This is a genomic window from Vibrio sp. 1249-1 (assembly GCF_033340495.1).
In genome coordinates this window covers 1-1,224 of sequence record NZ_JAWOWJ010000084.1, presented here as the reverse complement: position 1 = coordinate 1,224, position 1,224 = coordinate 1, and the positions used below count along the sequence as shown (strand labels likewise).

The window sequence follows — 1,224 nt, the reverse complement described above, 5'->3', positions numbered from 1 at the left end:
GTTACGTGGCACATCACAAAACATGGCGTCACTAGAAACGCTACCTGTGCGCTCTCTACTTGGCTTTAACAGCGTTCCACTTGGTCAAGTGGTGGATGGATTCGAACTGGTCACCGAAGAGAGCATGATTTGGCGACGAGACCGCGTGAAAACCATCACGGTTCAAGCGGGTGTGAGCCGAGACTCCACACCAGCGAATGTAAGAAATGCCATTAAAGATCAGGTTGAAGCTATCCAACTTCCGGCGGGTTACAGCATGGAATGGGGCGGCGAATATTACGATGAAGACAAAGCGGTCACCGACATCATGAAGCAGCAACCAAAAGCAATGCTGATCATGGTGATCATCCTAGTCGCGATGTTCAACGGCTTTAAGCAGCCAATCATCATCCTCGCAACGCTACCACTGGCGGCATCAGGTGCCGTGTTTGCTCTGCTGGGATTCGATAAACCATTTGGCTTTATGGCGCTGATCGGAGCCATCACGCTGACCGGGATGATCATCAAAAATGGCATCGTACTAATGGATCAAATTGAGCTCGAACGCGCAAATGGCATGAGCTTGTCTGACGCCATCAAAGAAGCCACGGTCAACCGTACTATGGCTATTTCTATGGGTGCGTTAACGACCGCGCTCGGCATGATCCCGCTGCTGTCAGATCTGCTGTTTGACCAAATGGCGGCAACCATCATCGGAGGCTTGGCGGCCGCAACCATATTGTCACTGTTTGTCATGCCTGCGCTGTATCGCCTTGCTTATAAAGAAAAAGCACCATCCACACAAACCAACGCTGAGCTAGAGGAGGCGTCATCGTGAAAAAATTCATTCTAACGCCTGTCGTTCTAGCCCTAAGTTTAGCAGGTTGTGCAGTGGGCCCCGACTACCAAGCAGCGACCACCAGCATGGCAGAAACCTACTTGAACGCCGAAAATGCAGGGTTGAGTACCGATTCACAACACGTTGAGTTTTGGTGGACTAAGTTTCACGATCCGGTGTTGAATCAAATGGTTCAAGACATGCAGAGCCAAAACATTCCGCTGAAAGTGGCGGCCGAGCGGGTGAAAATGGCCAACAACTATAAAACCATGGTGGAGTCATTCAAGGTACCGACAATTAATCTCGGTGCGGGTTACATGAACTATCAGTTCAGTAAAAATGACTCTTCACTCGGTCCGATATTGAATCCGCTCAGTGATTCCGTGTCGGGTCTGCCACCTCAAATT

General features: G+C 50.0%; 1 protein-coding gene and 1 pseudogene. Both read left to right on the top strand.

The window, feature by feature from the left end; genetic code table 11:
- On the top strand, positions 1-817 hold an 817-nt coding region (locus tag R7Z50_RS24420), incomplete at its 5' end, for an efflux RND transporter permease subunit (RefSeq protein WP_318149336.1).
- Positions 814-1,224 (top strand): annotated as a pseudogene (locus R7Z50_RS24415) (hypothetical protein); the annotation flags it as partial. The gene R7Z50_RS24420 and the pseudogene R7Z50_RS24415, both read left to right, overlap by 4 nt.